This is a genomic window from Neorhizobium fuzhouense (genome assembly GCF_042611105.1).
GTDB lineage: Bacteria > Pseudomonadota > Alphaproteobacteria > Rhizobiales > Rhizobiaceae > Neorhizobium > Neorhizobium galegae_A.
Genome location: NZ_JBHFFP010000002.1, coordinates 580,894 through 604,060 on the forward strand (window position 1 = coordinate 580,894; position 23,167 = coordinate 604,060).

Annotated in this window: 26 protein-coding genes; 9 read left to right on the forward strand and 17 right to left on the reverse strand. The window is 63.0% G+C overall.

The features are described from left to right. Positions 1-242: 242 nt before the first annotated feature. Positions 243-1,742 carry a pyruvate kinase gene (locus ACEXP3_RS06600; protein ID WP_377296535.1) on the forward strand — a complete coding sequence of 500 codons (1,500 nt, stop codon included), beginning with the start codon at positions 243-245 and terminating at the stop codon, positions 1,740-1,742. Between the two features lie 27 nt (positions 1,743-1,769). On the opposite strand, the gene ACEXP3_RS06605 is transcribed toward ACEXP3_RS06600, so the two are convergent. The 8 genes from ACEXP3_RS06605 to galE all read right to left on the reverse strand — a co-directional run bounded on the left by ACEXP3_RS06605 (position 1,770) and on the right by galE (position 7,007). Continuing rightward, the gene (locus ACEXP3_RS06605) at positions 1,770-2,171 is read right to left on the reverse strand and encodes a RidA family protein (RefSeq protein ID WP_377296536.1); all 402 of its coding nucleotides are present in this window, start codon (positions 2,169-2,171) and stop codon (positions 1,770-1,772) included. Between the two features lie 91 nt (positions 2,172-2,262). Then, a complete protein-coding gene (locus tag ACEXP3_RS06610; RefSeq protein ID WP_377296537.1) occupies positions 2,263-2,679 on the reverse strand; it encodes a GFA family protein in 417 nt (138 codons plus the stop codon). Continuing rightward, positions 2,679-3,167, reverse strand: a complete 489-nt coding sequence (locus ACEXP3_RS06615) for an SRPBCC family protein (protein ID WP_377296538.1) — start codon at positions 3,165-3,167, stop codon at positions 2,679-2,681. Before ACEXP3_RS06615 ends, ACEXP3_RS06610 begins: the two co-directional genes overlap by 1 nt. After that, positions 3,164-3,493: an ArsR/SmtB family transcription factor gene (locus ACEXP3_RS06620; protein ID WP_377296539.1), complete on the reverse strand. Its 330-nt coding sequence runs from the start codon at positions 3,491-3,493 to the stop codon at positions 3,164-3,166. Before ACEXP3_RS06620 ends, ACEXP3_RS06615 begins: the two co-directional genes overlap by 4 nt. 117 nt (positions 3,494-3,610) lie before the next feature. Next, a complete protein-coding gene (locus ACEXP3_RS06625) occupies positions 3,611-4,219 on the reverse strand; it encodes an alpha/beta hydrolase (protein WP_377296540.1) in 609 nt (202 codons plus the stop codon). Positions 4,220-4,231: 12 nt separating this feature from the next. Next, complete coding sequence (locus ACEXP3_RS06630; protein ID WP_377296541.1) at positions 4,232-5,164, reverse strand: VOC family protein; 933 nt, start codon at positions 5,162-5,164, stop codon at positions 4,232-4,234. Positions 5,165-5,295: 131 nt separating this feature from the next. Then, positions 5,296-6,003, reverse strand: a complete 708-nt coding sequence (gene ung, locus ACEXP3_RS06635) for a uracil-DNA glycosylase (protein ID WP_377296542.1) — start codon at positions 6,001-6,003, stop codon at positions 5,296-5,298. Between the two features lie 14 nt (positions 6,004-6,017). Further along, positions 6,018-7,007 (reverse strand): UDP-glucose 4-epimerase GalE, encoded by a 990-nt coding sequence (galE, locus tag ACEXP3_RS06640; RefSeq protein ID WP_377296543.1) that lies wholly within the window; start codon positions 7,005-7,007, stop codon positions 6,018-6,020. A 233-nt stretch (positions 7,008-7,240) separates the two neighbouring features. Between galE and ACEXP3_RS06645 the strand changes: the two genes are divergently transcribed. Beyond that, positions 7,241-7,600, forward strand: coding sequence for a YbaN family protein (locus ACEXP3_RS06645; RefSeq protein ID WP_377296544.1), 360 nt, complete (start codon positions 7,241-7,243; stop codon positions 7,598-7,600). A gap of 3 nt (positions 7,601-7,603) precedes the next feature. Here ACEXP3_RS06645 and ACEXP3_RS06650 read toward each other — a convergent pair whose 3' ends face one another. From ACEXP3_RS06650 to ACEXP3_RS06660, 3 genes are read right to left on the reverse strand one after another with little or no spacing between them, the layout of a single operon-like run. Then, positions 7,604-8,395 carry a heme ABC transporter ATP-binding protein gene (locus ACEXP3_RS06650; protein ID WP_377296545.1) on the reverse strand — a complete coding sequence of 264 codons (792 nt, stop codon included), beginning with the start codon at positions 8,393-8,395 and terminating at the stop codon, positions 7,604-7,606. Then, entirely contained in the window at positions 8,395-9,483 is a 1,089-nt protein-coding gene (locus ACEXP3_RS06655; protein ID WP_377296546.1) for a FecCD family ABC transporter permease, read from the reverse strand. Before ACEXP3_RS06655 ends, ACEXP3_RS06650 begins: the two co-directional genes overlap by 1 nt. Further along, entirely contained in the window at positions 9,480-10,361 is an 882-nt protein-coding gene (locus ACEXP3_RS06660) for a heme/hemin ABC transporter substrate-binding protein (RefSeq protein ID WP_377296547.1), read from the reverse strand. The genes ACEXP3_RS06655 and ACEXP3_RS06660 overlap by 4 nt, the downstream gene beginning before the upstream one ends. Before the next feature lie 152 nt (positions 10,362-10,513). Here ACEXP3_RS06660 and hmuQ point away from each other — a divergent pair, with 152 nt between their 5' ends. Then, positions 10,514-10,858: a heme-degrading protein HmuQ gene (hmuQ, locus tag ACEXP3_RS06665; RefSeq protein WP_210104227.1), complete on the forward strand. Its 345-nt coding sequence runs from the start codon at positions 10,514-10,516 to the stop codon at positions 10,856-10,858. Continuing rightward, positions 10,855-11,385, forward strand: coding sequence for a heme utilization cystosolic carrier protein HutX (gene hutX / locus ACEXP3_RS06670; RefSeq protein WP_377296548.1), 531 nt, complete (start codon positions 10,855-10,857; stop codon positions 11,383-11,385). The genes hmuQ and hutX overlap by 4 nt, the downstream gene beginning before the upstream one ends. 42 nt (positions 11,386-11,427) lie before the next feature. Here the strand turns inward: hutX and ACEXP3_RS06675 are convergent, their stop codons facing one another. The 3 genes from ACEXP3_RS06675 to ACEXP3_RS06685 form a co-directional block, all read right to left on the reverse strand. Then, positions 11,428-11,739, reverse strand: a complete 312-nt coding sequence (locus ACEXP3_RS06675) for a hypothetical protein (RefSeq protein ID WP_377296549.1) — start codon at positions 11,737-11,739, stop codon at positions 11,428-11,430. Positions 11,740-11,905: 166 nt separating this feature from the next. After that, positions 11,906-12,151 (reverse strand): hypothetical protein, encoded by a 246-nt coding sequence (locus ACEXP3_RS06680; protein ID WP_377296605.1) that lies wholly within the window; start codon positions 12,149-12,151, stop codon positions 11,906-11,908. 14 nt (positions 12,152-12,165) lie between these two features. Further along, positions 12,166-12,354, reverse strand: coding sequence for a DUF3008 family protein (locus ACEXP3_RS06685; RefSeq protein WP_377296550.1), 189 nt, complete (start codon positions 12,352-12,354; stop codon positions 12,166-12,168). A 156-nt stretch (positions 12,355-12,510) separates the two neighbouring features. On the opposite strand from ACEXP3_RS06685, the gene ACEXP3_RS06690 reads away from it, so the two are divergent. The 3 genes from ACEXP3_RS06690 (at position 12,511) to ACEXP3_RS06700 (ending at position 17,492) form a co-directional block, all read left to right on the forward strand. Beyond that, entirely contained in the window at positions 12,511-12,780 is a 270-nt protein-coding gene (locus ACEXP3_RS06690) for a hypothetical protein (protein WP_377296551.1), read from the forward strand. Between the two features lie 202 nt (positions 12,781-12,982). After that, a complete protein-coding gene (treY, locus tag ACEXP3_RS06695; protein WP_377296553.1) occupies positions 12,983-15,658 on the forward strand; it encodes a malto-oligosyltrehalose synthase in 2,676 nt (891 codons plus the stop codon). A 484-nt stretch (positions 15,659-16,142) separates the two neighbouring features. Then, positions 16,143-17,492 (forward strand): NAD(P)/FAD-dependent oxidoreductase, encoded by a 1,350-nt coding sequence (locus tag ACEXP3_RS06700; protein ID WP_377296554.1) that lies wholly within the window; start codon positions 16,143-16,145, stop codon positions 17,490-17,492. Between the two features lie 89 nt (positions 17,493-17,581). On the opposite strand, the gene ACEXP3_RS06705 is transcribed toward ACEXP3_RS06700, so the two are convergent. Continuing rightward, positions 17,582-18,394, reverse strand: coding sequence for an SDR family oxidoreductase (locus ACEXP3_RS06705; protein ID WP_210104220.1), 813 nt, complete (start codon positions 18,392-18,394; stop codon positions 17,582-17,584). A gap of 350 nt (positions 18,395-18,744) precedes the next feature. Between ACEXP3_RS06705 and ACEXP3_RS06710 the strand changes: the two genes are divergently transcribed. Further along, a complete protein-coding gene (locus ACEXP3_RS06710) occupies positions 18,745-19,602 on the forward strand; it encodes a glycerophosphodiester phosphodiesterase (protein ID WP_377296555.1) in 858 nt (285 codons plus the stop codon). Between the two features lie 132 nt (positions 19,603-19,734). Here ACEXP3_RS06710 and ACEXP3_RS06715 read toward each other — a convergent pair whose 3' ends face one another. Continuing rightward, a complete protein-coding gene (locus tag ACEXP3_RS06715; RefSeq protein WP_377296556.1) occupies positions 19,735-20,064 on the reverse strand; it encodes a hypothetical protein in 330 nt (109 codons plus the stop codon). A gap of 337 nt (positions 20,065-20,401) precedes the next feature. Between ACEXP3_RS06715 and ACEXP3_RS06720 the strand changes: the two genes are divergently transcribed. Beyond that, the gene (locus ACEXP3_RS06720; protein ID WP_377296557.1) at positions 20,402-22,207 is read left to right on the forward strand and encodes a methyl-accepting chemotaxis protein; all 1,806 of its coding nucleotides are present in this window, start codon (positions 20,402-20,404) and stop codon (positions 22,205-22,207) included. A gap of 81 nt (positions 22,208-22,288) precedes the next feature. On the opposite strand, the gene ACEXP3_RS06725 is transcribed toward ACEXP3_RS06720, so the two are convergent. Further along, positions 22,289-22,999, reverse strand: coding sequence for a GntR family transcriptional regulator (locus ACEXP3_RS06725; protein ID WP_377296558.1), 711 nt, complete (start codon positions 22,997-22,999; stop codon positions 22,289-22,291). Positions 23,000-23,167: the final 168 nt, after the last annotated feature.

Below are 23,167 nucleotides of genomic sequence, written 5' to 3' on the forward strand. Positions count from 1 at the left end.
CGCCAAGACGTCGCACTGCGATCAATCTGACGGCCGGATTTGCGCTGGCGCAAGGCCGGCCGTTTCCTGTCATACCACCGTCAACTCCGCAGCCCAGCCTTGGGCCCAGCGATGCGGAGAACACCATGCTTCAGGCACAGAGAGACACCATTATTCCAGCCGGAGCCGCAGACGCGGCAAACGGCGTCGCCCCGGGCAACCGACAGGACGTTTTGGAGACCAGCGAAGAGGATGCTAGCGCAATGCAGGCGCTCTTCGACGAACTTGTGGAGCTGCGTACAGCGATCGCCGAGAGTGCCGTACCGCTTGCCGATGCTCTGTTTTCGAAAGCGCCCGTCTCCGACCGGGACTGCAAGCGCCTTGCCAATCTCTCACACTATCTGACGCTGCGCCGGCGCGATATCCGCCCCCTGCAGCGGCTTCTGATGCGGCTCGGCTTTTCCTCGCTCGGGCGGCTGGAAGGTCGCGTGCTGCCGACGCTCGATGCGGTGCTGGCAAGCCTTGCGGCGGCAACCGGTGCCGCCCCGCCATTCCCACGCCCGACGGAAGCGGCGTTCTTTGACGGTGAGTCAGCCCTTGCCGCAGCGGCAGACGAGCTACTGGGGCCGGAGCCCTCGCATCGGCACTGCCGCATCATGGTGACGCTTCCGAGCGAGGCGGCCGAAGCCCCCGACATGGTGGCCGATCTCGTGGCGCGCGGCATGACCATTGCCCGCATCAACTGCGCCCATGACGATCGCGAGGCCTGGCGCGCCATGGCCGGCCATGCGCGCGAAGCCGGCGAGCGGCTGGGACGCCAGGTGAAGATCCTCATGGATATTGCCGGTCCCAAAATCCGCACGGAGGCCGTGGTGCCGGTCAAGGGCACCAAGCTCGACGTCGGCGATCTCTTCCGGCTGGTGGCCGAGGGAGAACCGGCGCTTGCCGGCGAGGCGCGGGTCTGCGCATCGGTGTCGCTGCCGCAGATCGTCACCCGGCTGTCGCTCGGCGACCGCGTGCGCTATGACGACGGAAAGCTGGAAGGCGTGGTCGAGGCGCTGTCGGAGGGTGCCGCGCTCATCCGCGTCACCCGCTGCAAGACGGGCGGCACCAAGATCAAACCGGAAAAGGGGCTGAACCTGCCCGATACGGCGCTTGGTCTTTCGCCGCTCACCGCCAAGGACGAGGCGGACCTGATGAGCGTCGTCGAATGCGCCGACATGATCGGCTATTCCTTCGTCAGCCGGTCAGAGGATATCGATCTTCTGGAGGAAGCTCTTCGCCGCCATGACGGCGCAGAGGCTGGCCGCGCAGAGGGTGCGGGGGCCAGAAAAGGCAGGCTGGGTCTCGTGGCCAAGATCGAACAGCCGGCTGCGGTGCGCAACCTTCCCGTCCTGATCGCCACGGCGCTGCGCCACCAGCGCCCCTTCGGCGTGATGATCGCGCGCGGGGACCTGGCGGCTGAAATCGGCTTCGAGCGCGTGGCGGAAATGCAGGAGGAAATCCTGTGGATCTGCGAATCGGCCTCCGTGCCGACCATCTGGGCGACCCAGGTGCTGGAAGATCTGGTCAAAACCGGCCTTCCCTCGCGCGGAGAAATGACCGATGCGGCAATGGCGGCGCGGGCCGAATGCGTCATGCTGAACAAGGGGCCGGCGGTGGCTGAAGCCGTCACCCTGCTCGACACTCTCCTCGCGCGCATGGACGGCCATATTTTCAAGAAAACGCCGATGCTGCGGGCACTGCAATCCTGGCCGGACTAACCGCGTCCCGTCTCCAAGGCGCCGCCGTCAAAACACCTTGGCGGCGGTCACCTCTACCTCGACCAGAAATTCCGGCCGCGTAAAGCCGCCAACGATAATCAGCGTGGATACCGGCTTCGGGTCCAGCGTGTAGCGATCGCGCACCGCCATATAGGGCGCAAAATCCTCCCGCCTGGTGACGAAGCCGGAAATGCGGATGACATCGGCAAAGCTCATCCCGGCCTCATCGAGAATCGCCCGGATCGCCTCGAAACACAGCTCCACCTGCCCCGTCACATCCGGGGGAATGCTGTCATCGGTCGCGATGCCGAGCTGCCCCGACGTGACGAGAAGCGACGCGCCCGGCGGCACCAGAAGGCCGTGGTTATAGTGTCCGAACGGCTTTCGAACCGAAGGAGGGTTGAAGACCTGTTTTGCTGCTGACGTCATGCCGTTGCCTTATCGATTCCCGGTGATCAAGCACCACTATAACCGGGTCGGGAGGCTCTGGAAGAGCTTCCGCACTCAAATGCACCCGCCTTCAGGCCCGCGTCGGCATCGCCGGGAATGCGGTCAGCGCAGGATCGATGACGTCCCAGGCTTGGGCTGCATCGGTCCAGGTCACCATGGAGGGCGTGTAGCGGGCGGGATCATCGAGACTTGCCGCACGGATGATGAAGATATCCGGCATGGATGGAAAGGTCATGTAGACGGGCGAGCCGCACACCGGGCAGAAGGCGCGCCGCTTGACGGTACCGCTGTCTCCGGTCAGTTCCCACTCCGTTGCATCGCCCCCTTTTAAGACTTCGGCAGCCTGAAAGACCAGATGCGATTGGTGACCGGTTCCACTTTCCCGCTGGCACTGCCGGCACTGGCAATCGACCATGGCGGCCGGCTGGCCTTCAACACGGTAGCGAAGCGCGCCACAGGCGCAGCCTCCTGTATAGGCATCGCTCATCACTGTTCTCCTTCGTCGGGGGCTTGCTGAACGTCGTCAAGCAGCGGAGAGATGCGGGGAACCACCGTCTTCCATCCTCCGCTCATGTTTGCGTAGGCCGTTTCGTTGCGGGGAAGGTCGAAGCCCGAGTGGACAAGCCGCAGCCGCGTGCCTTGCGTGGTCGGGGCAAGCGTCCAGGTCACGACCGTATCGAGGCGCGAGCCATAGCCTGTATTGGCGTCGTCGCCGCCTTTCCAGGAGTAGGAGAAGCGCTCGTTCGGAACGACCTCCAGCACCTCGCAATGGATGGTGCCGTCCCAGGCGCCGGCCGCTTTCGTGTGAAAGGTAAAACGCGTGCCCGCAACGGGGTGGAAACCGGTTGGCGGCATCAGGAAGCGGGCAATCAGTGCGCCATCGGTCAGCGCGCGCCAGATCACCTCGGGAGAGTGCGGAAAGTTTTCCTCCACGACGATGCTCCGGCTGCCCGGCATTCCACCCATCCCGTTCATGGATCGATCTCCTTCAGGATATCCCTCAGATGTGTGAAGCGTTGGCGCCAGAAGGTGTCGTAATGGCTCATCCAGTCGGCAAGAGAGGCAAGCCCCTCCGGTTCCACGCGGTAGTAAACATTGCGCCCGTCGGGCCTTTCATTGACGAGGCCTGCCAGTTTCAACGTCTTGAGATGCTGCGAAACCGCTCCTTTGGTCACGCCGCTGCCAATGGTCAACTGCGAGACGGAAATCTCGTCGCTCCTGGCAATTCGTTCGAAAACCGCCCGGCGGGTAGGATCTGCCAGAGCGCGCAGGATGCTGTTGATTGGATCGGGCTGGTTCATTCTAAAAAGATAGTGGGCGCTAAACGTTTAGTCAATACTAAACTTTTAGCGCCCACTCGCAGGCTTGGGAATCGGCGGGAATGGCCTTGCAAAAGCACCCGAACGGCGCGCGAACCGTTACGCGCCGTAGGGCAGAAGAAAAGCCTTCAGCGCGTCGATCTCGTTCGGACGGATTTCGTGGCCGCCCGGGTGCCAGTCCAGCGTCACGTCCTCGCCCTGAGCGGTAAAATAATCCGCCAGCGCCTTGGTGAGCGGCACCGGGCAGATCGGGTCCCTCTCACCCGCGGTGATCAGCACCCGGGATGTGCCGGGGCGCGGCGCGGGGTGGAAGGGGATCAGCGGATGCATCAGCACGGAGGCGGCAAAGAGGTCCGGCTGTTCGATGACGACATTGGCCAGAATGTTGGCGCCGTTCGAAAAGCCGAGGCCGATGACCGGTCCCGCCTGGTATTTGTCGCGGTTGGCGGCAACGAAGTCCGCCATCCGCTTGGTTGCGCGGGAAAGGTCATCGAGGTCGTAGAGGCCCTCTGCCTTGCGGCGGAAGAAGCGCGCTGCGCCGTGTTCGGAGACATCGCCTCGCGGCGAAATCACAGTGGCTTCCGGCAAAAGCCGGCCGCCGAAATCGAAGAACTGGTTTTCATCGCCCCCCGTGCCGTGAAACACGAAGAGGATGGGAGCGCCCGGTTTTCCCGGGCGCACGCGGTGCAGATAGCTTTCGGTGCTCATGACAGCGTCCTCTTAGCCTTCCAGCTTTTCCAGATGCTCTTCGAGGTAAGAGCGCAGGTGGCGGTGCTGGTTCGGCAGCTGCAGGGCTTGCCCCAGATGCGCGGTATCCTCGTCGCGGTCAAAGCCCGGCTCGTTGGTGGCGATTTCGAACAGGACGCCGCCCGGCGTGCGGAAATAGATCGCCCAGAAATAATCACGGTCGATGACCGGGGTCACCTGGTAACCGGTATCCATCAGTGCCTTGCGCACTTCCAGCTGCTTTGCGCGGTTCTCAACGGCAAAGGCAATGTGATGCACGGAGCCGGCGCCCTGCTGGGCACGGGCAATGTTCGGCATGGTTTCGATGTCGATCGTATCGGCGCCATTGCCGCCGGGGATGGCAAGACGGGTGACGCCATCCTTGCGATCGACTTCCTGATAGCCCATGAACTTCAACAGTTCCACCGTTGCCCCTTCGTCGCGAAGACGCATGGAGGCGGAATGAAAGCCGCGAATGGCGTGATCGGCATCGACGCCATTGCCGGTCCAGCCGGTTCGGGCATCGTTCTTGACTTCGGCAAGCGCAAAGCCGTCGCCATCCGGACCGAAGAAGTTCAGGCGCTTTTCGCCGAACGCCTCGTCGGCCTTCATTTCCAGGCTGCCCTTGGCGGCCAGGCGGTTTGCCCAGTAGCCGAGCGAGCCTTCCGGAACGGCAAAGACCGTGGTGCCCACTTCGCCGGTGCCCGGACGACCCCTGGCGATGTGCGGGAACGGAAAATAGGTCATGACGGAGCCGGGCGTGCCGACCTCATCGCCATAGTACAGATGGTAGACATCCGGTGCGTCGAAATTGACCGTCTGCTTGACGCGGCGCAGGCCGAGCGTATCGGTGAAGAACTTGTTGTTGCCGCGGGCGCTGGCGGCCATGGACGTAACGTGATGCAGGCCCTTGATCTGGTCAATCATCTTGAAAACCCCTTTGTTCCTGCGAGACCGTCAACCGGCTCGCTTGTCTGGGGTGAAGATGGCCCTCTTCCGCCAAATTGGATAGAGTGAACAATCAGAACGCATTGTTCACAAAACAGAGCTAGACGGTGTCAGGCACTCTCGGCAGCGATGGCGGGCAGTTGCCAGTCGATGGGATCGCGGCCGTTGGACATCAGATAGGCATTCGCCCTGGAAAAATGACCCGAGCCGAAGAAGCCGTTATGGGCAGACAGCGGCGAGGGATGCGGCGCCTTCAGCACCAGATGCCGGCGCTGATCGACGAAGGCTGCCTTCTTCTGCGCATAGGCGCCCCAGAGAAGGAAGACGACATGCCTGCATTCGTCATTCACCGTGCGGATGACGGCGTCGGTAAAGCGTTCCCAGCCCTTGCCCTGATGGGCGGCAGCGCGCCCCTCCTCCACCGTCAACACGCTGTTCAGGAGCAGCACCCCCTGGCGCGCCCAATGCTCCAGAAAGCCGTGCGCCGGCTGTTCGATGCCGAGATCGCTGCGCATTTCCTTGTAGATGTTGACGAGCGACGGCGGCACGCGCACGCCGGGGCGCACGCTGAAGCACAGGCCATGCGCCTGCCCTGCCCCATGATAGGGGTCCTGCCCGAGGATCACGACCTTCACCTCTGCCAAGGGCGTGAGATCGAGCGCGCGGAAGTAATCGGAACCCCTGGGAAAGATATGTTTTCCCGCCTGTTTTTCTAAGAGCAGGAATTGGCGAAGTTCGGCCATATAGGGCGCCTCGAACTCGCCCCTCAGCGCCTTTTTCCAGCTTTCCTCCAGCTTGACGCTGCCCATATCCGCCATCGCGGGTCCCCGTCTCAGTTCAGATGAAAATTCGCCTTGGAATGCCAGTCCCAGGCCGAGCGGATGATGTCGTGCAGCGTGTATTGCGGCTCCCAGCCGAGCACGGCCTTTGCCTTGTCATTGTTGGCGACAAGCGTGGTGGAATCGCCATCGCGACGGCCGACATATTCGACCGGGAACGGCTTGCCCGAAACTTCGGAGATCGTCGCCAGCAGCTCCTTCACCGTGGTGCCGGTGCCGGTGCCGAGGTTCAGTTCCACCGTCTCGCCGCCATTCAGCAGGTAATCGACGGCGCGCACATGGGCGTCAGCGAGATCGAGCACGTGGATATAGTCGCGCACGCAGGTGCCGTCACGCGTGTCGTAATCATCGCCGAACACCTTGAAGCCCTGGCGGCGACCAAGCGCTGCCTCGATGGCAAGCGGAATGGCGTGGGTTTCCGGCGTATGCCATTCGCCGATGCGGCCTTCGAAATCGGCGCCGGCCGCGTTGAAATAACGCAGCATGACCGAGCGCAGGCCCTTGTAGGTGCCGTAATCCTTCAGCGCCTGCTCGATGATGAATTTCGTGCGGCCATAAGGATTGATGGGCGCCTGCGGATGGGTTTCATCCATCGGCACCTGCACCGGCAAGCCATAGGTGGCGCAGGTGGAGGAGAAGACGAAGGCTTTCACGCCAGCATCCATGGCGGCCGAGAGAAGCGTCAGCGCCCCGATGACATTGTTGTCGTAGAAGGCCACCGGGTTCTTCACCGATTCGCCGACTTCGATCAGGGCCGCAAAGTGCAGGACGGCATCCGGCTTGTACTTTTCAAACACCTCGTCCAGCCGTGCCCGGTCGCGGATATCGCCCTCTTCCAGCGGTCCCCATTTGGCAAATTCCGCATGGCCGTTCGACAGGTTGTCGAAGACGATCGGCAAATAACCGCGCTCTGCAAGAAGAAGGCAATTATGCGAACCGATATACCCGGCACCACCGACAACCAGAACCTTCTTTTGCGACATGGGCACTTGCAACTCCGTTGATGTTGCGCGGCAATATAACGGTCCGAAACAGGATTACCAGCCGGCAGTTCCACTGAGCCGGTTCGTCATCATCCGAACAGGCCTTACAGCAACACACTCGTGACAGCGCCCTGATCGGCCACCGGTGAAAGGAACCGCAGAGCGTGCGGACGGTTTCGCAGGCCCGATGTTTCCGCTAGGGTGCGGACCTCAGGTTTTGGGATTTATCCACCATGCGTTGGTTGTTTATGGGCCTTGGCTGGCTGTTCGTGGCACTGGGCGTGATCGGTGCGTTCTTGCCGGTGATGCCGACCACGCCGTTTCTGCTGCTGGCCGTTGCCTGCTTCACGCGCTCCTCGCCGCGGCTGGAAGCCTGGCTCCTCAATCATCCACGGTTTGGAAAGCCGCTGCGCGACTGGCGCCGGAGCGGCGCGATTTCGCGCAAGGCCAAGATTGCCGCCGTCTCGCTGATGAGCGTCAGCTACGCCATCTTCTTCTTCGGCACGGCGCCACCGCTCTGGCGGGCGCTGCTGGTGGCAGCGGTGATGGTCGGCTCATCGATCTTCATCCTGACGAGGCCGGATGCGGCCTGATCTCTACAGCGCTGCGCGGTGGCGCGATTGCGGCAGCACGAAGGGGATATGGGCGGCCGGCATGCGCCCGACGGCACCGGCAATACCATAGACATCGGCAACGACCGTATCGTTCAATGTTTGCGCCGCCGGTCCTTCCGCAACTACCCTGCCCTTTGAGAGCACCACGACCTGGTCGGCAAATTCGGCGGCGAGGTTGAGATCGTGCAGGATGGCAAGCACGGCCCCACCCTCGCGGGCAAAGCGGGCGGCAATTTCCAAAACGGAAATCTGGTGGCCGAGATCAAGGCTTGCGGTCGGCTCATCAAGGAAGAGCGCCCGCGGCCGGCCGCCTTCCACCGGGTGAGGCACCTGCGCCAGCGCGCGCGCAAACTGTACGCGCTGCTGCTCGCCGCCGGAGAGCGACGGATAGGGCCGCCCCTCGAAACCGGCAAGACCGACACGGGCAAGTGCCCGCCGCGCTTCGGCTGCCGGATCAAGCGCCCCTCTTGCGACCGCCCCCATGCGCACGATTTCAAGCGCGGAAAACGGAAAGGCCAGTTCGCTTGCCTGCGGCAGCACGGCCCGGCAGGCCGCAAGCTTTCTCGGGTCGAGCAGCGACACATCGATGCCATCGTAACGGACATGCCCGTCGGACACCGTGATCTCGCCGGAGAGCGCCTTCATCAGGGTCGACTTGCCGGCGCCGTTCGGGCCGATCACCACGGTCACTTCGCCGGGGCGAAGGGTGAGCGACACCGCGTCAATCAGGCGGCGGCCAGCACGTTCGACCGTGAGCGCGTGAGCACGGATCATCACAAACCTCCCATGCCGGCGCCGCCCTTGCGGCCCAGCAGCAACATCAGGAAAACCGGCGCACCGAACAAAGCGGTGATGATACCGATTGGCAGTTCGGCGGGCGAGACGATGGTGCGTGCGACACTATCGGCAATGAGAAGCAGCGCCGCCCCGCCAAGGACCGAGCCCGGCAGCAGGAACCGGTGCGACGGGCCAATCACCAGCCGCAACAGATGCGGCACGACGATGCCGACAAAACCGATGGAGCCGGCAACGGCAACCGTTGCACCACAAGCGGCAGCAACGGCCAGGATCACCAGCCGCTTCAGCCGCTGCACCGGAATGCCCATGTGAAAGGCGGCCGCATCCCCCAGAATCAGCGCATCGAGCCCGCGCGCGACGAAGGGAATGATGCCGGTGACGACCGCAACGAAGGGCAGGATGGAAAGGACGCGGGTAAAGGTGGCGCCGCCGAGCGAACCGAGGTTCCAGAAGGTGATGTCGCGCAATTGCCGGTCATCGGCCATGAAGATCAAGAGCCCCATGGCGGCAAGGCTCAATGCCCCGACAGCGATGCCGGAAAGAATGAGCTTCGACGTGCTGGTCTCGCCATCGCGGGTGGCGATGAGGTAGAGAACCCAGGTATTCAAGAGCCCGCCGAGAAAGGCCATCAGCGGCAGGAAATGGCTTCCGAGCAGCATCGAGACGGGCGCCAAAACCGACGCGCCGAGCACGATGCCGGCAACCGCAAAGAGGGCAGCACCCGAGGTGACGCCGACAATGCCGGGATCGGCGAGCGGATTGCGAAACAGGCCCTGCATCATGGCGCCGGAAACGCCAAGACCGGCACCAACAAGAACGCCAAGCGCCGTGCGCGGCAGGCGCACCGCCTCCAGGACCACCCGCTCCTGCACCGCAAGCTCTGCGCTTCTGCCGGTAAGATAAAGCCAGAGATGGCCAAGATCGGCGCCGGTCGGGCCGCTGCCGAGCGAAACGAGACAGGCGATCACCAGAAGCAGCGTCAGAACGACCAGCATGGCCATGCCAAGCCGCGAACGGTCGCCGTTATCCTCGCCCAGATGGAAGGGAAGCGTCAGGCTTTTCATCCCGGAAACGCTTCCGGGTAAAGATGGGCGGCAAGGGCGCGCCCCGCTTCCGGTGTGCGCGGACCAAAGCCTAGGAGCAGCAGGCCATCCATCTGGATCAGCGATCGGGTTGCGGCTGCCGGCGTCGACTGGAAGGCGGGCAGCGCAAACACCTCGTCCGGCTTTACGCCGTGGTTGCCCGATTGCATCACGAGGATGACATCGGGACGGGCGCCGATCACCGCCTCGTCGGTCAGCGGCTTGTAGCCGGAAATGCCGTCGGCCGCATTGATGCCGCCGGCCATTTCGATGATGGCGGCCGCTTCCGTCTCCTTGCCGCCGGCCATGATGCGCCCACCGGCAAGCGACAGAACAAACAGCACGCGCTTGCGCTTTTCGGGCAGCTTTGCCACCGTTTCGGAAAGCGCCTTCAAATCGCGATCGGTCTTGTCGGCCAATACGGCCGCCTTCTCGTCCAGCCCGACGGCGTGGCCGACATCGCGGATCTTCTTGGCGATGGCAGATCCTTCCGGCGGCGTGTCGATGGTGACGACCGGGATTTCGCTGGCCTTCAGGATGGACAGAGCATCGGGCGGACCGGCCCCGTCTTCGGTGAGGATGAGATCCGGCGTCTTGCCCAGAATGCCTTCGGCCGAGAGCGCACGCATATAGCCGACATCGGCCTTGCCCCTGGTGCCCGGCGGATAGCTGCTGGTCGAATCCACCGCGACAATGCGGTCCTCGGCGCCGAGCGCGTAGAGGATTTCGGTGACCGTGCCGCCGATGGAGACGATGCGCTGCGCCTTCGGATTTTGTCCGTCCGAGGCAAACGCCGCCGCGCCCGGGAGCGGTGCTGCCAAAAGAAGCGCCAGAAAACCTGTTTTGAGAAAAGCCTGCATCGTCCTATCATCCAGCACAATTCGGAGGCGCCCCAACCGACCCGACCGCGACGCCCCCACATAACATGAGTGTTGGCGACAAGAATTAGGGCTTTTCAACCGACGGGGCAACAGATATCTTGAGCCATTCGCACTAGTTTAAAGGATCTGCCATGTACATCGCCATGAACCGTTTCCGCGTCGTGCCGGGTTTCGAGGAGGCTTTCGAAGAGATGTGGCGCAGCCGCCAGCGTCATCTGTCGACCGTGCCGGGCTATATGGAATTCCACATGCTGAAGGGGCGCACGCACGAAGATCACACGCTCTATGCGTCGCACACGGTCTGGGAAAGCCAAGAGCATTTCACCGCATGGACCAAGTCGGAACAGTTCCGCGCCGCCCATGCCCGCGCCGGTGAAAATCGCGGCAAGGTGGAATATCTGTCGGGCCCGCATTTCGAAGGCTTTGACGTGATCATCCACGAAGGTCGTGACGGAAACGCTGCGGAGGCCGCATGAGCGCGGCGCTCTCCCCATCCCTCGACGAGGCCGAGACACGCCGGACGCGCGCCATGGCAGCCCTTGGCGAGAAGCCGGATGGCGTGGTGGAGGCGATTGCCGCAACGGCTGCGGTAACGCCCGCCGAAATTCTGGCGCTGCTGCCAGCGGGCGCCGCCACCCAGGCGCCGGAAGCTGCATTCGAAGCGATCTGGGCGGCGATGACCGGCTGGGGCGAGGTTCTCTTCATCGTCCACACCGACGATATCGTTCTGGAGGCCGAAGGATCTCTGCCGGCCGGCAGCGAGGGCCATGGCTGGTTCAACATCCATGGCGACAGCCCGATCGGCGGTCATATCCGCAAGGAGAACTGCGCCGGCATCACCTTTGTCGACCGCGCCTTCCATGGCCGCCGTTCCTGTTCGGTCTGGTTCATGAACCGGAAGGGGGCCGCCATGTTCAAGCTCTTCGTCAAGCGGGATGCCGCCCGCGAACTGATCGCCGAACAGCTCGCCCGTTTCGAGGCGCTGCGCGACAGCTATGCCTGAACGCGTCCGGAGCGGTTCTGCCGCTCCGGCATGCATTTAAGGTCAGGCACCGACGTCTTCCGACGTCCTGTTCTCCAGGATATCGGAAAGAACCGCGCAGTTCGGATCGTTCCGGTCGAGGAAGGACGACGGCGCCGTCCAGCCGAAGGTGACGCCGAGCGCCGTGGTCACCGCCCAGACCGGTTCCTGGCCGGCGCGTTCGATGAGGCGCGGGCCCTGCGTTGCAAGGCACTGCTGGGCCTGACGCACAGTCTGCGTCGAGGCGTTCATCTGCTGCAGATGCGACTGCAGTTCAGCCTGCACCGGGGTGATGACGAACATGGTCATGAACCACGCGAAAATATCGGAAATCATGTCTGGCTCTCTCAATCGACGGAAATGTCGTTATGAGGTCCGACATCGTGAAAGCGTCGATCCCTTTCACCAGAGGGGCCCGGACCACCGGGTCCGCTCAGATATGGGGATTGCCGCTTGCCGTTCAAGATGATGATCGGATGTCATTACCGACCTGAAAGCCAGCCTAAAGCGCCGGCACCCACTTCCACATCACCGCTTCCTTACGCTCGGGATAGTGCTTGAACTCGCAGTCATGGCGCCTTGCAAAGGCAGCGGCCTCATCGAGCGCTGCCGCGGTGACCGGATCCATTCCCGTCCCCGGCGCGAACCAGTCCTCCAGCAGGTCATCGGGCACGTAAAGCCCGATCCGGAGCGGCAGCGCCTCGAGCGCCCGTGACAGGGCAGACAGTTCCTCTTGCGTTGCCGGCACGTTCATCGCCACCGTCATGATTTCCCCGCATGCTGCGGCTTGCCGGTGCGTTTGGTGGCGGCCATGTCGTGCAATTCCTTTTCCGACATGGATTTTTCCATGCTCTTCGAGGCGCCCTGAAGCGCGCTCTTCTTGATATCGCCGCGTTTGGCGGCAAGCGCTGCCCCTGCTGCCTTCTGCTGTGCCTTGGATTTTGCCGGCATCGTCTTCTCCTTTGGCTGCCCGCTCTTGCCCTCAAAACTTCCCGCCGCAATCGTGGTTCCATTGCGCCGCCCGCGGCATAGGGAACCGCAAGGCCTGTCGACGGGTTTCTCTGGCAACCGGCGATTTTCGGCCGTGCCTCGAAAGGATCAAAGATCATGACTGCACAAGACAACCAGGACGCCCGCGACAAGATGACAGAAGATGGCTCGCGCCGGTTTTCCCAGGACGACCGGGAGCGGGCGGAAGATGCCTTGCAGGGGCAGGTCGACGAGACCAACCTGAAAGCCCAGCAGGAGGCATCGCGCCTCGGCGGCGATGTGTATCTCGTCAAGAGCGACCTTGAAGACCAGGACGAACGCCTCGGTGAAGACCAGCTGGATGGCCGCCCAAGCCCGATGGCCAATGCCGACAATCCGGAACGCTGACTGCCGACGGCCGACACGCCATGACCTCTCCAGCACCTGCGCCGCCTAAGCGCAGGTGCTGTTGTTTTCAGCCAATGCTTGCGTTTTTACGAGACGGAACCGAAAGGGCGGAACCGGCGTGCCGCCCCGACGTTAGAGGGGGCTTGACCTCACCATGGATTGATGACCTCGACCATGAACACGCGTCGGAGGCGCATTTCGCTTGACAATTCCCAGCTCGACCTACCGGATCCAGTTCCGCAACGGCATGACCTTCGATCGCGCGGTGGAGCTTGTGCCCTACCTCAACCGGATGGGCATCAGCCATCTCTATGCCTCGCCGATCTTCACGGCCGCGGAAGGCTCGACGCATGGCTATGACGTGGCCGATGCCAACGAGATTGCCGAGGAAATCGGCGGCCGCGAAGGCTTCGAGCGGCTGAGCGCTGCACTCAAAGACCATGGCCTCGGCCTTATCCTGGATATCGTGCCGAACCATATGGCCGCGGCGCTGGAAAACCGCTGGTGGCGCAGCATCATCGAATGGGGCAAGGAAAGCGCGTTCAGCCATTTCTTCGACGTCAACTGGCAGCACCGGCTGACGCTGCCGGTGCTGGGCGACGATTTCGGCACCGTGGCCGAAAAGGGCGACCTCACCGTCAGCCTCGACACCAAGGCCGCCTGCCTGACGCTGTCCTATTTCGACAGCCACTATCCGCTGTCACCTGCAACCTATGACCTGGCGCTTCAGGGCATCGACCTTGCACTCGCCGACAAAATCCGCGCGGCCGCCGTCTCGGCTACCCCCGCCGGCGAAGAGGACTTTCATGAAACGATGCGCAGGCTCTGCGCCGATCCCGAAGCCGCAACGCTTGCCCAGAGGCTGAAGGACCGCGCGCTTGGGCCAGAAAAGCTGGCGGCTCTTCACGAGGCGCAGCCTTACCGCCTGATGAACTGGCGCGACGCACCGAGCGAGCTGAGCTACCGCCGTTTCTTCGAAATCACCGGTCTTGCGGGTCTGCGCGTCGAGACGGAGGAAGTTTTCCTAGAAAGCCACCGGCTGATCCTCGACCTCGTGCGCTCCGGCAAGGTGGACGGGCTGCGCATCGACCATGTCGACGGGCTTGCCGATCCGCGCGCCTATCTGCAGCGGCTGCGCGAGGCCGTGGGGCCGGCCTGCTACCTGGTGGTCGAAAAGATCCTCGCCCATGGCGAGCGTCTGCCGTCCGACTGGCCGGTATCCGGCACAACCGGCTATGAGTTCATCGCCAGCCTGTCGGATGTTCTGGCCGAGCCGCAGAACCTTGCCGCCTTCCACAGCCATTACAGCGAAACCCTCGGTCGCCCCCTCGACCTGGAGGCCGAGATGCACAAGGCCAAGGGGCTGATGGTCGATGTCAATTTTGCCGGCGAAGTGAGCACCCTCCTGTCGATCGCACTTGCCATCGTCGCCGGTCATGAGGACAGCGGCCGGTTTGGCGACGATGCACTGCGAGAGGCGCTGCGGGCGCTGCTGATCGCGTTCCCGGTCTACCGCACCTATGGCACCGCGCTTGGGCTGGAGCCTGCCGACAGCCAGCGATTAAGCGATGTTCTCTCAGACGTGCGCGCCGGCGAAAATCCGCCGCAGCCGCAGCCGCTCGGCTTCCTGGCCCGCATTCTGGTCGGCGATGTCAGCGAGGAATTCGATGCGCGCGCGGCAGAATTCCGCACCCGCTTCCAGCAGCTGACCGGGCCTCTGATGGCCAAATCGCTGGAAGATACGCTGTTCTTCCGCATCAACCCGCTGATTGCGCTGAACGAAGTGGGCGGCGAGCCTCTGCCGCCGCTGGCCGGTCTTGCGCAATTCCATGACGAAATGCAGTCCCGCCTGGAAGACCAGCCGCACGGACTGTCGGCAAGCTCCACCCATGATACCAAGCGCGGAGAAGACGCCCGTGCCCGCCTGTATGCGCTCTCCGAAGCGCCCGATCTCTGGCGCGAAGCCTTCAATCACTGGCGCCAGATGAACGGCAAGGCCCTGCGTCAGCTGGATGCCGGCGCCGCGCCGGAGCCGGAGCTGGAATGGCTGATCTATCAGGCCCTTATCGGTGTATGGCCACACGATCTGGCACCCGAGGATACGGATGGGCTGAAGGCGCTCGAAGAGCGGTTCGTATCCTATCTCGAAAAGTCCCTGCGCGAAGCCAAGCTGAGGACGAGCTGGAACGATCCGGACAGCGCCTATGAGGAGGCGGTCATCGACTATGCCCGCCATCTGCTGGGCCCCGACGGCGGAGAGTTTCGGCGTGACTTCGTGGCCCGCATGAAGCCGGTGTTTGCCGCAGGTGGCCTCAACAGCATCACCCAGACCCTGATCAAGCTTGCGGCGCCCGGCATTCCCGATATCTACCAGGGAAGCGAAGGGACCGACTTAAGCCTTGTCGACCCCGACAACCGCCGCGCACCGGACTTCACCGCACTGATGGCCGGGCTCGACTGCAGCTGCGATCCAGCCGATCCTGAGGCATGGCTCGACGGGCGGCTGAAGCAGCGCCTGATCGCCACCATCCTGCCCCTGCGCGACCAATGGCCGGATCTGTTTCTGGAAGGCGACTATGTTCCGCTCGACGTGTCCGGCTCAAACGCCGACCATCTTGTCGCCTTCGCGCGCCGCCAGGGGGACAAGGCGGTCATCATCGTTGCACCGCGCCTGATGCTGCGCACTCTTCTGGCCGACACGGAGACGCAACTGCCCTCCCCCGCGCTCTGGACGGAAAGCCTCTTGAAGCTGGATGTCGGCCTTGCCGGCCATGGCTATCGGGATCTGCTGACCGACGCTGTCATCCAGCCGGCCGCCGAACTTCGCCTGGGCGACCTGCTCGCCCGCCAGCCCTTCTGCGTGCTGATCTCGGCCTGATAACTCTCTGCGGCCACGGGGACCTCCCCTGTGGCCGCAGATCCGTATCTGCCGTTTGCTGTCACCCGCGTACGAAAAAAGGTGCCGCCCGAGGAAGGCAGCACCTTTTAAACAACGTCCTTGACTGTCGTTAAAACCTCAGGCGAGGCCGACGAAAGACAGGATTGCGATGACGATGACGACGGCTCCAACGAGCCAGACGATGCTGTTCATGTTTTCTCTCCTTTGATCAGTTCGCCACCTTCACAGGGGTGGCCTTCGGGGTTCAGGATCAGGCGAACCCGACCAGATTGAGGACCGCAATGACGATGACGACGGCTCCGACAAGCCAGACGATGCTGTTCATACCCAGGCTCCATTTTGTTTCGCTGCTTCAACGATGGCGCGCAGCAAAGGTTCCATTCGCCACGCAGGAACCTTTGACGGAACAATGGGTTCGGATCCGCATCCGGTCCTTTCGCAACCGGAGACGGAGAGAGTACCCATGAGCTTCCACCCCTATACCAGCACGCTGCAGACCGAACGGCCGCAACAGACGCCAGACGGTGCAGCACGCGGCAGGCCCCTTCGGGTGGTCATTGTCGGGGCAGGCTTTGGCGGGCTGGCGGTTGCGCGCGAGCTTGGCAATACGGCAATCGACGTGACGGTCATTGACCGGCGCAATCACAATCTCTTCCAGCCTCTGCTTTACCAGGTGGCAACCGCCGCCCTGTCCCCCGCCGATATTTCCGAGCCGATCCGCCGCACGCTGGGGCGCTATCACAATATCCAGGTGATGCTGGCGGAGGTCACCGGTATCGATGCGAGTGCCCGCATGGTGCTGCTCGATCAGGCGCTTCCGGTGCCTTACGACCGGCTGATCATTGCGACCGGTTCGGACTACAATTACTTCGGCCATGACGAGTGGCGGGCGCTTGCCCCCGGTCTTAAAACCATCCACGAGGCGCGCCAGATCCGCCACCGGCTGCTTGTCGCCTTCGAGCGGGCCGAGATGTCGCAGGACCCCGAGGAGAAGAAGGCGCTGCTCACCAGCGTCATCATCGGCGGCGGGCCGACCGGCGTGGAAATGGCCGGCGCCATTGCCGAGCTTGGCCGCTTCATGATCACGCGGGATTTCCGCAAGCTGGCGCCCGAGCATTTTCGCGTGCTGCTGGTGGAGGCGGGTCCGCGGATTCTCGCTGCCTTCCCGGAGGAACTCACCACCTATGCCAGGCGCGAGCTTGACCGCATGGGCGTGGAAGTGATGACCGGCCACATGGTCGAAGACATCTCGGACGGGATCGTGATCGCCAATGGCGAGACGATCCGCACCGCCAATGTCATCTGGGGCGCCGGCGTCAAGGCTTCGCCGGCCGCCGGCTGGCTTGGCGTCGAGGGCAAGGCCGGCGGGCGCATTCCGGTCGATGGCACTCTGAGGGTATCCGGCCATACCGACATCTTTGCGCTTGGCGACACGGCACTTGGCACGGACGAGACCGGAAAGCCTCTGCCGGCGCTTGCGCAGGTGGCAAAGCAACAGGGCCAGTATCTCGGCAAGGCGCTACGCCATGAACTCCTCGATGGCAAAGCGTCTGCGCCCTTCCACTTCAACAATCGCGGCAATACCGCCGTGATCGGCCGCCATGCCGCCATTTTTGATTTCGGAAAGTGGAGACTGAAGGGCCGTATCGCCTGGTTCCTGTGGGCGCTGGTCCATGTCTATCTGCTGGTGAATTTCGAAAAGCGGCTGCTCGTCACCATCCAGTGGATCTGGCGCTATCTCACCCGCCAGCGCGGCGCACGCCTGATCGACGAAAACGTCACACGATCGATCACGCCGGACAGGCAGTCCTGACCGCCCAAGGAAAAAGGCGGCAGGAAACCCGCCGCCTTCCAAAACCTCGTAGATCTCGCGGCATCCTTCTGCAGCCGACAAGCGACCGATCAGATGATCGGCTTGCCGCCGGTCACCGCAATGGTTGCGCCGGAGACATAGCTGGAGAGCGGATCGGCGAGCATGACATAGGCCGTCGCCAGTTCCGCCGGCTGGCCCGGACGCTTCATCGGCACCTGCTGGCCGAAGGATTTGACCGACTCCTCCGGCATGGTGGAGGGGATGAGCGGCGTCCAGATCGGGCCGGGTGCAACCGCATTGGCGCGGATGCCCTGTTCCGCGAGCATCTGTGCAAGGCCTGCGGTGAAATTCTGGATCGCGCCCTTCGTCGTTGCATAGGCGAGCAGGGACGGGTTGGGGCTATCGGCATTGATCGACGTGGTGTTGATGATGGCGCTGCCCGGCTTCATATGCGCGACAGCCGCCTTCGTCAGATAGAACATCGCATGGATGTTCACCTTGAACGTCAACTCCCATTCCTCGTCGGAAATCTCGGAAATGGAGGGAAATGTCGCCTGATGCGCGGCATTGTTGACCAGGATGTCGATACCGCCCAGCTGCTGGACGGCCGTGTCGATCACCTTGCGGCAATGCTCCGGCGACTGCAGGTCGCCGGCCACCAGCACCGCCTTGCGGCCGGCCTCTTCCACGAGACGTGCCGTTTCCGCCGCATCCTCGTCTTCGTCGAGATAGGAGATCACGACGTCCGCGCCCTCGCGGGCAAAGGCGATGGCAACCGCGCGGCCGATACCGCTGTCGGAACCGGTAATGACGGCCTTCTTGCCGGCGAGCCTGCCCGAACCGCGATAGGAGCTTTCACCGTGATCCGGCACCGGCTGCATCTCTTTGGTGAGGCCAGGCATGGCAATCTTCGGCTGGGAAAAGGGCGGCGTGGGATGGTTTTGTGACATGCGTCAACCTCACTTTCATGATGGGATTCAAGGGTCGAACTCTGCGCAAGGGGCAGATGTTCCCGTTATCCGTACGCGCCAGATCCGGGCCATGCGGTCGCAGGTGATCTGATCACGCCCGCATCGGCTGCGTGAACGATGCCATTCCCCCTCATTTGCATGGACATCGGGTGGATCGCCATGTCACTCCTGCTGCCTGACCATCGGCCTTGAAAAATTCTGTCATCCGGCCGTGCTACGGCATCGACATCCAGGCCCTCCGCCCTGTGCCGGGGGCAAACGTTACAGGTGAAGGTATCCTCATGCACACATCCGCGCCCGGTCTCGACATTCTCCATGACGGGCATCGCACCCGGCTCAAATGGCACCGGCTTCGGCTGACGCTTTCGGCCCCGCTATTTTCCGCCGAAACGATGGCGCTCGGCTTTTCGCTCGGCGCATCCATGGAGCTCGATCTCAGGGTGCGCGGCGATGGCGGCTTCGTGGTGCTGCATGATGCCGATCTGGAAGGAGAGACGAATGGCCATGGCCCGGTGCGCGCGGCATCGGCAGACGATCTGCGCCAGCTTGCCATGAAGGCCGGCGGCACGCCGCCCATTCTCAGCGAAGACCTTGCCCGGATGCTGACCACCGCCCATCCGCAAGCGCTGTTGCAGTTCGACATGAAGGATGATCTTGCAACAATCGGCGAACGCGGCCTGTCGCATCTCGTCGAGCATTTCGGCAGTGCCGACCGCTCGATCATCGTCAGCGCCGGCGATCTCGACCTGATCGTTGCGATCGGACACCGCCTGCCCAATCTCGCCCGCGGCATCGACCCGACCGACAAGCTGCTGGAACTCCTTCACGCCCGCGGCCCGGCAGCCGTGGAGGCCGAACTTCTGTCGGATCTGCAGGGGCCGACGCAACCTGACACGATCTATCTGTCCTGGCCGCTGGTGCTGAAGGCCTCGGCGCAGGGCCTCGACCTCATCTCCCTCTGCCACGCCCATGGCTGCAAGGTGGATGCCTGGACCTTCAACCTTCATAACGCCGAGACCGGTTTCAGCGATGAGGAATGGGCGCATTTCTCTTCCCTCATGGCGCTGAAGCCCGACCAGGTAACGACCGACGAGGCACCGGCGACCGAACGCGCCTGGGCTGCCCGAATGGGCCTTTGACCCGATTGCCAGATGCGCCTGCTGGGGCAGGTTTGCCGGCCGGTGGTAAAGGCGGCGCCATGAAAAACCCCGGAAAGCTGCCTTGAGCGTTCCGGGGTAAAACCGACGATATTTGGCCGAGAAGGATGCCGCTCAGATTTCCGGACAGCCGCGCTCATTGGCAAAGGTGATGCGGCTTGGGCCACGACGGGTAAAGCCCTGCACCACGACGCGGCCGGGCGTTACGCGCACCACTTGCGGATCGCGCAGACCGGAATCGCGGGCGGCGGCGCGGGCTTCGCGTTCGCTGCAGCCGCGGCGCGGCGGGCCGCGGCGGTCACGGTCGTTGTCGCGAATGACCGGACGGATGCCATCCGGGCCAACCCGCAGCTCCATCTGTTGCGCCTGCGCCGACGTCGCAGCGCTCAGGCCCGTCACCGCCATGGCAAGCGCAAGACCCGCGCTCTGGATCACCTTCAGCATGATAGTCTCCTTGTCGCCCGCCCGTTGCGGCAGGCTCGTTATTAAGCCAGCACCCAACGTCAATCCCGCCGTTTGGTTCCAGATGACCAGACGGCAGTATCGGCTAAGATAAGCATTAAAAGGTCAGGAGACGGTGCGGTGCGGCGGCCGCTATTACTATAGTTTGTCACTTTGGCTATACCCGGACTTAACCAATTTGCCGGACTGTCCATGCCGGGCAGGATGGAAAAATTTCTTTGATCGAGACAATTTGCTGCCTTTTCCCGGGCAAGGAGGAGACAGGAGGTCGCCTTACTTCAGCCTTTGCGCTTTCAATAGGTCAAAGATGTTACGACACTTGTCGATCCGGACGAAGATCCTGTCCGTCATCCTGTTTCTCGGGCTGGTTTCCCTGAGCGGTATTTTCTACATCAGCAATCGCTTTGACAGCGTCAATGATCGCTATGCGAACTTCATCGCCAACAATGCAGCGGCCGCGGTTCTCGGCGCCCGCTCGTCGGCCGGCATGTGGACGGCGGTCAATGCCATCACGCGCGTTGCACTGAGCGAAACCGGTTCGCCGGCCTATGACGAAGGAAAAGCCGCCTTCGTGCGCAATCTCGACGGCGCCAAGACGAAGATGGTCGATATCGGCCGCATGGTGCCGGCCCTGAAGCCGCCGTCGGACGAACTGATGGACCTGATGGACCAGTTTGGCGTCGTCTACGACAAGGTCATTGCCGCAAAGCAGGCCGGGCGCAATGACGAGGCGATCGCGCTGGTGCGCTCGCTCGACCAGCTGTCCCCGGTCTTCTCGACCAAATCGGGCGCCAATAATACCGCGCTCAACGAAATGGTGGCCAATGGCGGCAAGACCATCTCCAGCGACACGTCCTCCATCATCACCACGAGCGTCGTAACTCTTGTGATCAGCGTGCTCGCCACCATTGCGCTTGCCTTCTACATGTCCCGCGCCGGCATCACCCGACCGATGGAATTGCTGCGGCAGCGCATGACCGCGCTTGCCGACGGCGAAACCGAGACAGAAATTGCCGGAACGGACCGGAAGGACGAAATCGGCGCCATGGCCAAGACCGTCGACATTTTCCGCACCAATGCCCAGGAACGGGCCCGCCTTGCGGCAGCCGCCGAAGCCACGCGCCGCCAGGCCGATGCCGAAAGGGCCGCTAATGAGGCGATCCGCTCGGAAGAAGCGGGCACGCTCGCCGAAGTGGTGCAGGCGCTGGCAGGCGGACTTCGCGCCCTGGCCGATGGCGACCTGTCGCACCGCATCGAGCGCCCCTTTACCGCCAAGCTCGACACGCTGCGCAACGACTTCAACCATTCGGTGGAAAAGCTCAACCAGGCCATGCAGCTGGTCGGCACCAATGCGCAGGCCATCACCGCCGGCGCCAACGAGATCCGCACCTCCAGCGACGATCTTTCCCGCCGCACCGAACAGCAGGCAGCCTCCGTCGAGCAGACGGCAGCAGCCCTTGAAGAGATCACCACCACCGTGCGCGATGGTGCAAAGCGGGCGGAAGAGGCCCGCAAGCTGGTGGTCGCAACCGGCGAGGATGCCCGCAATTCCGGCACCGTGGTGCGCTCGGCCGTCGATGCCATGCATGCCATCGAACAGTCTTCCGGCGAGATTTCCAACATCATCGGCGTGATCGACGAGATCGCCTTCCAGACCAACCTGCTTGCCCTCAATGCCGGCGTCGAAGCCGCGCGTGCCGGGGAAGCCGGCAAGGGCTTTGCGGTGGTGGCGCAGGAAGTGCGCGAGCTTGCCCAGCGCTCGGCTCAGGCTGCCAAGGAAATCAAGGGGCTGATCAATACGTCGAGCGCCCAGGTGGCCAATGGCGTGACGCTTGTCGGCAATACCGGCAAGGCGCTGGAAGGCATCGTCAACCAGGTGCAGCACATCACCGGTCACGTGCAGGCGATTGCCGACGCCTATCGCGAACAGTCACTCGGCCTTCAGGAAATCAACACCGCCGTCAACACCATGGACCAGGGCACCCAGCAGAACGCCGCCATGGTGGAAGAGGCAACCGCCACAGCCCATCAGCTGTCAACCGAAGCCGAAACGCTGACCCGCCTTCTCGGCCAGTTCCGCCTGGCGGAAGCACAGCGCTCCGGCCAGTACGCCCGCGCCGCCTGATCATCCAAGGTTGCCGCCGACAAAAGGACCCTGGATCCGCCCGATCCAGGGTCTTTTCTATTCAGGCAGCAGAACGGTTATCTAGACGTCCAGCGCATCCTTCAGCGCCAGCCCCTCGCGCACGCGCAGATCAAGATCGGCTTCGATATGGTCGATATGGTGCAGCATCAGCGCTGATGCGCGGGTGGCATCGCGGCGTTCGAGCGCGTCGAGGATCTCGCCATGTTCGCCATGGCCGCAGCGCGAGACGCCGGTGCTGCCGTAAAGCGCAATGACGAGCGAGGAGCGGGCGACAAGCTCATCCATGAAGCGCTGCAGGATGGCGTTGCCGGCAACGCTTGCCAGCATCAGGTGAAAATCGCCGGAGGCCTTGATTTCCGCCCGCCGCGCGGCCGGCCCATGCTCGCTCATATAGCGCGCCTCTTCCTGCAGCTGGTGGCGGAAGGCATCGAGATCGGCGCTGGTGATACGCTCGATGGCAGCCGTGACGATGCCGGGCTCCAGAAGACGCCGTGAGGCAAACACCTGGCGGGCCTCTTCCGGCGTCGGATTGGAGACGAAGGCGCCGCGGTTGCGCTCCGCCCGCACCAGCCCCTCGAAAGCCAGCATCTGGAGGGCAGCGCGCACCACCGTGCGGCTGGCATCGAAAAGCGCGCCCACTTCGCTTTCCGACAATTTGGTACCCGGCACCAGGCGCCGGTCGACAATGGCGTTGCGAAGTGCCTCGCGAATGGCAAGCGCCCGATCGTCCGGCACCAGGTCGAAGGGGCTGATTTTGTCGCTGATCTGCATTGCAGGTTCCCGTTTTGCTCTTGTGTAACGCGAACAGCCGTCACTGCAAAGCGGGAAGCGTGCTTCTCCTGCACGATGGATACAATCGAGCGGTAGCATCGTACACAATCGTCTATTTTTTGCGCAGCCATAGCTCAGTCCATGTGCATCCAGATTGAGCACTGCCCG